General features: G+C 42.5%; 8 protein-coding genes and 1 pseudogene. 6 read left to right on the top strand and 3 right to left on the bottom strand.

Translation table 11 applies throughout. The annotated features are described in order from the left end of the window. Positions 1-350: 350 nt before the first annotated feature. Positions 351-554, top strand: a complete 204-nt coding sequence (locus tag HMPREF0083_RS19280) for an alpha/beta-type small acid-soluble spore protein (RefSeq protein ID WP_021623367.1) — start codon at positions 351-353, stop codon at positions 552-554. A gap of 21 nt (positions 555-575) precedes the next feature. On the opposite strand, the gene HMPREF0083_RS28265 is transcribed toward HMPREF0083_RS19280, so the two are convergent. After that, positions 576-746 carry a hypothetical protein gene (locus HMPREF0083_RS28265; protein ID WP_155847243.1) on the bottom strand — a complete coding sequence of 57 codons (171 nt, stop codon included), beginning with the start codon at positions 744-746 and terminating at the stop codon, positions 576-578. A 266-nt stretch (positions 747-1,012) separates the two neighbouring features. Here HMPREF0083_RS28265 and HMPREF0083_RS27405 point away from each other — a divergent pair. From HMPREF0083_RS27405 to HMPREF0083_RS19255, 5 genes and pseudogenes are all read left to right on the top strand, one after another. Continuing rightward, positions 1,013-1,284 (top strand): annotated as a pseudogene (locus tag HMPREF0083_RS27405) (DUF6530 family protein). Position 1,285: 1 nt separating this feature from the next. Beyond that, positions 1,286-2,494 carry an MFS transporter gene (locus tag HMPREF0083_RS19270; protein WP_021623363.1) on the top strand — a complete coding sequence of 403 codons (1,209 nt, stop codon included), beginning with the start codon at positions 1,286-1,288 and terminating at the stop codon, positions 2,492-2,494. Positions 2,495-2,513: 19 nt separating this feature from the next. Further along, complete coding sequence (locus HMPREF0083_RS19265; RefSeq protein WP_021623362.1) at positions 2,514-3,647, top strand: AAA family ATPase; 1,134 nt, start codon at positions 2,514-2,516, stop codon at positions 3,645-3,647. 110 nt (positions 3,648-3,757) lie between these two features. After that, positions 3,758-4,717, top strand: a complete 960-nt coding sequence (locus HMPREF0083_RS19260; RefSeq protein ID WP_021623361.1) for a vWA domain-containing protein — start codon at positions 3,758-3,760, stop codon at positions 4,715-4,717. Positions 4,718-4,943: 226 nt separating this feature from the next. Then, a complete protein-coding gene (locus HMPREF0083_RS19255) occupies positions 4,944-5,423 on the top strand; it encodes a DUF6530 family protein (RefSeq protein ID WP_021623359.1) in 480 nt (159 codons plus the stop codon). 350 nt (positions 5,424-5,773) lie between these two features. Here the strand turns inward: HMPREF0083_RS19255 and HMPREF0083_RS19250 are convergent, their stop codons facing one another. Both HMPREF0083_RS19250 and HMPREF0083_RS19245 read right to left on the bottom strand, forming a co-directional pair. Continuing rightward, entirely contained in the window at positions 5,774-6,844 is a 1,071-nt protein-coding gene (locus tag HMPREF0083_RS19250; RefSeq protein WP_021623357.1) for a hypothetical protein, read from the bottom strand. Continuing rightward, a complete protein-coding gene (locus HMPREF0083_RS19245) occupies positions 6,834-7,409 on the bottom strand; it encodes a sigma-70 family RNA polymerase sigma factor (protein WP_021623356.1) in 576 nt (191 codons plus the stop codon). The genes HMPREF0083_RS19250 and HMPREF0083_RS19245 overlap by 11 nt, the downstream gene beginning before the upstream one ends. Positions 7,410-7,546 lie beyond the last annotated feature (137 nt).

Raw genomic sequence — 7,546 nt, 5'->3', positions numbered from 1 at the left:
GACATTGATGAAATTAAGAAGTTGGCACAAGAAGTAGGATATAGAATTCAAGATTCTTTTTGAAGTAGCGAGCCTCCTGCTACAATCGAGTAAATAGGGGAGCTTCGGAAATTCGAAAATATTGAGTTACCTACGGACCATGTTGAATTGATTAGCCAAGAAATGGAGATTGAAATTAAAGTGAAAAATGAAATGTATATTCGCTTTTGGGATATGTCTAAAATACTTGTTGACTACTTAAAAACTAAAAAATTCCTTCCTACCAGCTATTTCACATACATAAATTATTTTCTATAAGGAACTCTAAGAATAGTATTAACCAAATTTATCTAATTTATAGGAGGCATAATATGGCTCAAAGACAAAACAGAAACAACCCGGTTGTACCACAGGCACGTACTGCATTGGATCAAATGAAATACGAGATCGCTTCAGAGTTCGGTGTACAACTGGGTCCGGATACAACCTCTCGTCAAAATGGTTCTGTAGGCGGCGAAATTACCAAACGTTTGGTGCAAATGGCTGAACAGCAGTTGGGTGGTCGCATTCAATAATTGTTTTGTATTAAAAATGAGTCAGCGTAAAAATTCCTCCGAAGCATTTTCTGGAGGAATTTTTATTTTATGCCTATAGTGCTCTTGAGCCAGTGATAGGATGAGCATGTGCAATTTAACTAAAAAAGTATCAATAAAGGTTGTAGTTCTTGCATCTCTTGTAGTGTCATTCTCCAGTCCTTCCTCAATCATCTTCAGGGCAATCCTTTCCGAAGCAATTTTTCCCCATTGCATCTGTTAAACGATGTTGATGTTTTGAATCATACAAATGAAAGATGAAGTAGAAATTTTTTAACTGGTAGGGGGACCACCGCATATAAAGCGGACTGCGTCCCTTTTTGCAAGCGCCCCTTTTTCTCAAAAAACGGGTTGACTAACGATGAAATCGAAGATAAGATAAAACAGTAATTTAGTAAATAAGTTATTTAGTAAATTAGTAAATAGGAAGAGAGGGAAAAATGAAAATACCAACTACGTTGAAACATAAGCCTGTTGTCGTGTCAGAAAACTATGAGCAAGTTGATGGCCGCTTCGCCCAAAACACGGATGTAAAAGGCCTTTCGTTAGGATTGGCCTGCAAGAGGGTGCCATGGCCGTAGCAATATGTACGGATAATGAAAGAGCTAATGAAGATATTAAGCTGTTCAGCCAAGCTCTGAGCGACGACGACGGGATGATCAGCGAACGTCTGTGCACATTATCGAAAATATTAAAAGATATGGGGTATTGAAATGTTTTCCAACCGTTATGTTCGAACAATTATTCTTTCCCGGGTGCTGCTGCAATTGGGCATTTGGATCCGGAATTATGCCGTCCTTCTTTATGTGACCGATTTGACGCATAATAATCCGGTGTATGTATCCCTGATTTCGGTTGCGGAATTCGCTCCGATCTTTCTATTCGGCCTAATTGGCGGGACCTTTGCCGACCGCTGGCGGCCGAAACACACGATGGTATGGAGCGATTTGCTGTCCGGCTTGTCCGTTGGGGCAGTACTGCTTGCCGTTATGAATGGCGGGTGGATTGCGCTTCTCATCGGATCATTTATTTCTGCCAGCCTGTCCCAATTTTCTCAGCCTTCGGCCATGAAACTGTACAAGCGGCATGTGCCGGCTGAACAGCTTCAGAGTGTGATGGCGATGTCCCAAACAGTTATCGCCGTTTTTACGGTTTTGGGTCCGGTCATCGGCACATTTATTTTCATGCAGTTCGGTATTACAGCATCTTTAATCCTGACAGCTGTCCTGTTCCTGGGATCTTCACTTGTATTATCGTCGCTTCCCCGTGACGCGGAGGATCCGAAGTCTGGTGACACAGGCGGATTCATGCAAGAGTTGATGGCCGGGCTCCGCTATATCGGGTCCAATCCATCCTTACGAACACTCTGCTTGACTTTTTCGCTGGTCGGATTGGCGTCAGGCCTGACTCAACCGCTTCAGATCTTTATTGTCATAGAGCAATTAGGACTAGAAAAACAATCCCTGCAGTGGTTTGTTATGACCAATGGGGCAGCCATGCTGGTAGGCGGAGTTGCCGTCATGGGGATAGCCAAAAAGGTAAAGCCGCAGCTGCTACTCACGTTAGGTTTGTTTGTCGCTTCCATTTGTACGATTGGAATAGGCGCGTCTACGATGATTTGGCTGACAACTGTTCTTTTGGCGATCAGTGGTTTGTTTTACCCTTGTATTCACGGCGGAATTCAGACTCTTATTGTGCGGAATACGAAAGGGGCATTTATTGGCCGGGTATCCGGGGCGATCACGCCCGTCTTTATGGGGATGATGGTGATGGGCTTGTTTATATCCGGTTATCTGAAGGATATGTCTTCCCTGCTTACGGTATATGTGGTAAGCGGTGGTTTGATTATTGTCGGTGCGATTTTGTTGCTCCCTCTTATTGTTGAGAAAAGAAGAAAAGCGGAGAGAGGTCCAGCATCATGACGGATAGGAGGAGAAATGGATGACTCAATATTATTTGTCACCTGCAAGACAACTGACGGATGTAGAAAAAAAGCTTGTTTGGAAAAAGCCATTATCTCATAAAATCAGCGAAGAAGAACGGCGCATTAGTAAAGAAATCAAGCGCAACTGGAATCGTGGGGAAATGAAAATCGCCAATATTCTGTTAGAAGGTGACGCCGGTTCCGGTAAAACACAACTAGCAAAAGCATTATCAGCCAATTTCGGGCTGCCGTATACGAAGGTGACCTGTTTTGCAGATATGGATAAATCGGATATTATTGGTGCGATTTTGCCGGTGATTCCTTCCGAACAATTAGAGAAAATGGAGCCTGCGGAGCAAACCGTTTTGGAAGCATTGTATGAGAGTGATGGCTTTCAAAGCATAACTGGAATTTTGATGGACGTACTGGGGATTACACAGGAGCAGGCTGCCTTAAAGATGAAGCAGCTGCTGAAGCTTGCTGGGGAGCATACCGACGGCGAAGCGGTGGAGTACCGCTTTTACCCCTCGGAGATCGTCAGAGCTTATCAAAAAGGTTATCTTCTGGAAATACAAGAACCAAACGTTATTCGTGATGCTGCGGTATTGATGGCGTTAAACTCAGCCTTGGAGCTGGATGGCAGCATCAATCTTCCCACAGAAATCATACGCAGACATCCGGACTTCATCGCGGTCATCACAGCAAATCGCAGTTATGCAGGGTCCCGACCGCTTAACGAGGCACTGCGTGACAGGGTTCAGCACACGGAAAAGATGGATTTGCCAACCAAAGAAGTTATGATAGAACGTGCAATAGCCAAAACCGGTTATAAAGATGAAAAAGTATTGAGCGTTTTAGCAGATATTATTATCGTTTTGGATAAAACAGCCCGGGCCAATGCGATTAAGGGTGTGGCTGGAATGCGTTCATTCTTCTACTGGGCAGATGCGGTTGCTGGTGAAGCCTCCGCCAAAGAATCCCTTTACCATAAGGTCATCTACAAGATAACAACGGATTCCGAGGAAATCAAACTATTGGAAGAAGCACTCGAAAAGCATGGTTTGTTTACCAGCTTAGAGGAAACCCTGTTTGAAGTAAAAAAAAACGAAATTGTGACGATGCAACAGAGATCAGGACATGGGGAGATATAGACGACACTGATTTTGACAATGATAACAATGTAGAGGAAAAAGGTATTGCACTAAAAAAGTCTGCTGATAGTGACGAAAGTTCTTCCCATGTTCCTAGTGGTTCTACCAATATGGAAAGTTCGAGTTTTGAGGAAAATGGCTCTCCCCAATACCACCAGAAAAATCCTGGGCCAATGTCAGAGGATACGAAACAAAAGGACCGCGATTTCCGTAAAAAGCTGAATCGAGCCGCAAGGGAGGTTGTGTCCGATTCTATTCATAAAAATGTTAAGCTCATTGTTCACCGTCCGGATTGTGATCAGGAAAATCAACAGGAATATGTGACTCTAAGTAAGGGACTCATGCCTATCGTACGGGAAATCGCCAGAAAGACACTTCCGCTCTTGGAACATGAGATCTCTTCCGAATTCGCGAGGAATCATTACTATGGCAGCAAATTTCAAGCAGACAGCGTTGCTTACAGGGATTATAGGTATTTTGCCAAAAAACGTCCTCCAACTGAGTCCCCTTCCCTTGTGGTTGGTCTAAGGGTTGATGAATCCGCATCTATGTCAGCTTTTGGGAGACTAGAAGCAGCAAAACGAGCAGTAATTGCGGTATATGAATATTGTCAAATTTGTAATATTCCCATATTGATCTACGGCGATACTGCGGATGTTTCCAAGATGGAGCAAATGTCGATTTTTGCATATGCCGACTTTGATAAAATGGATACCAATGATCGATTCAGGCTCATGAGGATTCGGACCAGAAGCAATAATCGTGATGGAATGGCGCTTAGAATTATGGCGGGACGGTTAGTTGTTTCACCGCAACAGACAAAGCTGTTGATTAGTATAAGTGACGGACAACCAAAAGCAATGGACGACTATACCGGAAGTTATGCCGTTAAAGACATGCAACAAACAATAGAGGAATATGAACGGAAAGGAATTACATTTCTTGCAGCCGCAATAGGTCAAGACAAGGATGTAATTAGTGAAATCTATGGTAGTGAAAGGTTTTTGGATATTACAAATTTGTATGAGTTCCCTGCAAAGTTAGTTCGAATTATCGCTCGGTATTTGTAATTTTCATCTTATGATGGTGTATCGTTCATCAACCATTGCGGCACTATGCGGGATGCTGATGAATTAATTCATTTATGGGAGCAGTCTATCCATGCTGAACTATTCCGGAGTAGCCTCGGTCATTTGAATCTATTTAAGAATGAATTGACTAACGATGAAATCCAAGATAAGATGAAACAGTCATTTAGTAATTTAGTAAATTATTATATGAGAAGAGGGAAAGAAAATGAAAATACCAACTACATTAAAACATAAGCCTGTTGTCGTGTCAGAAAACTACGAACAGATTGACGGTCGACTCGCCCAAAACACGGATGCAAAAGGCCTTTCGTTAGGATTGGCCCAATGGAATGATAGAGGAAAGGTCGATATTTCTGCCAAGGTATGGAGATACACGGGAGAAAAATGGTCAAGGCAATCGGAGGAACTACCCCTCCATCGCGTTCTTGATTTGTCCATTCTGATTTGTCGGTCCTTGGCGCATTTTCGCGAAGCATACAGATATGAGCATTTATATGATCCGCAGCAGCCCGTCATCGACCGGATTGGCCTGCAAGGGGATGCAATGAACGTGGCGGTATGTACGGATAATGAGAGAATTAATGAAGATATTAAGCTGTTCAGCCAAGCTTTGAGCGACGACGACGAGATGATCAGCGAACGCCTGCGCACGTTATCAAAAATATTAAAGGATATGGGTTATTAAAATGTTTTCCAATATCGAACAATGGGGCGGTTGGCTATATGACCTTTTGCTTTTGGGATAGTTGTTGCTCCTGGTTTGATGGCGGTGGGATTTCGTCAACAAAGTGCGGCTTTTGTACGCTAAGCCCCGTGCGATCTAAAAATGGCCGGTTTCCTGTACGCTAAGGATACCGGCCTCTTATTACTTTTTACTATAGGCGTGTATATCCTCGCTATTTCTGATAAATCAACGGATACATCACTTTGAACGTTGCTTGCATTGATAATCTCAAACGATTTTGTTTCGGGAAATACGCTATACAGCTTCCCAAGTGTTGCTTTGCCAACCTCATCCACCTTGACTTGTTATTTCTACCATGGTGTTTCAGTTTTGTGTTCAATAACTTGTAATACTTTTGGTTCAAGAGCTTTTTTCATTTGTTCCTTTGAATGATTGTTTTTAGGAACTTCTCCATTTTGTTCAGTTTGAATTTGTTCTTCAGCCTGTGTATTTGCAATCACATCAATCACTTGTTGTTTAGAGACATTTTTAGATGCTGCAATTTCCACAACAGATTTACCTTTTGTTAATTCTTGTTTTAATTCTGTCGGGCTAATTTTTAGTAAAGAAAACAGTTTTTCATCGTTTAAAAAGGAATCAGCAGTATAATCAGGCTTACCATTTATAGAGAAAAAACCTTCTACTGAAGGTGTAGGCCCACCTCCGATCAGAGAAACACTTATTGTATTGCCCTGAACAAATACCTGGTAGAACGGTGTTTTTGCTCCCTTTTCGGTGTAATTCAACATCAATGTTTTTTGATTCGGATTCTCCATTTGCTCCATACTAAACTCGTACTTATCAATGTTGCCATACATTTTATCAATGAGATAATCTACCTTCGCCTTGATTTCTTGATCGGTTAAAGAAATGACTGGCTTCTCCTTAGGTTCCCAATTCTCTTGATTCACGTGTTCAATCTTACCCGTAATACCGTTAGTATCAAGTCTAATCTTTTTGCCTGTTCCTCCTTTTTCCTGCAGGATGATGCTTGTTTGGATCGCTTTCATTTTAGTTGAATTAGTGGGGTCTCCTCCAAGGTGGCTTGCATCGATAATCTCAAACGATTTTGTTTCGGGAAATGCGCTATACAGCTTCTCAAGTGTTGCTTTGCCAACCTCATCCACCTTGACTTGTTCAGCGGACATTGATGTTCTAGTAAGTATTTCAATCAGGGAAGGGGCCGCAAATGCTGCGGTTGGAATCAAAATCGCAGCAGCAACTATTCCACCAATTAATCGTTTTTTCATGGTTATTTCGCTCCTTTTTCGTTGTAAATATTGAGAATAGGCTTGTTCTACTCGTTTGGAAATGGCCGGGGGGCATTCCATAGTTTCTGCCTCTTTATGCAGATGTTCACGGATTTTGTGTTCAATAGTCATTGCTCTTTTCCATCCTTTCCAGGGGGAGATTCCATAAGTTTTTTCGAAGCGCCTGAAGGGCAGCATGATATCTGGACTTGACTGTACCCAGCGGAATATCGAGCAAAGTCGCAATTTCCTCAAGAGTATAGTCGTGAAAAAAGCGGAAGATAATCACTGCCCGCTGTTTGTCGGTCAGTTTTCGGATTGCCTGCGATATCATTTGGTTTGTCTCATCCATCAACACAGTATGTTGATCCCAATAAGACTCTTCCCGAGAGAAGGCACGGATACGTTCAAAAATTCGGAATCTCCTCCAGCTCTTGACCCGAAATCTCTGGACTTGACGGATTACCAAGCCGTGTAGCCAGAAGCGGAAAGGACGGTTCGTATCGTAGTTAGCAAGTGAGAGCCACATTTGCATATAGATCTCATTCATGACATCTTCCCGATCCTGCTGATGATCCACTAGAAAGGAGACTGTCCGGTAGACATCCCGATAGGTGGCCTCATACATCGTTTGAAACGCCTGTTGATCACCACCTCTCATTTTTATGAGTAATTGGTACATATATTCATTTTGCATTCAGAGGGCCCTCCTGAGTAAGCAGCTTACACACTATATTGTCTCTCTATCGGAAAATGGTTCGGTTCTTTTCTTATTTTTTTGCAAACGGTTGAGTGCAAGGGGCGGTATTTATGAGGTTCTTAAGCATGCAGAAG

This window comes from Aneurinibacillus aneurinilyticus ATCC 12856 (assembly GCF_000466385.1).
Taxonomy (GTDB): Bacteria; Bacillota; Bacilli; order Aneurinibacillales; family Aneurinibacillaceae; genus Aneurinibacillus; species Aneurinibacillus aneurinilyticus.
The sequence above is the reverse complement of the archived record's forward strand: the minus strand, read 5'-3'. Positions and strand labels throughout refer to the sequence as shown.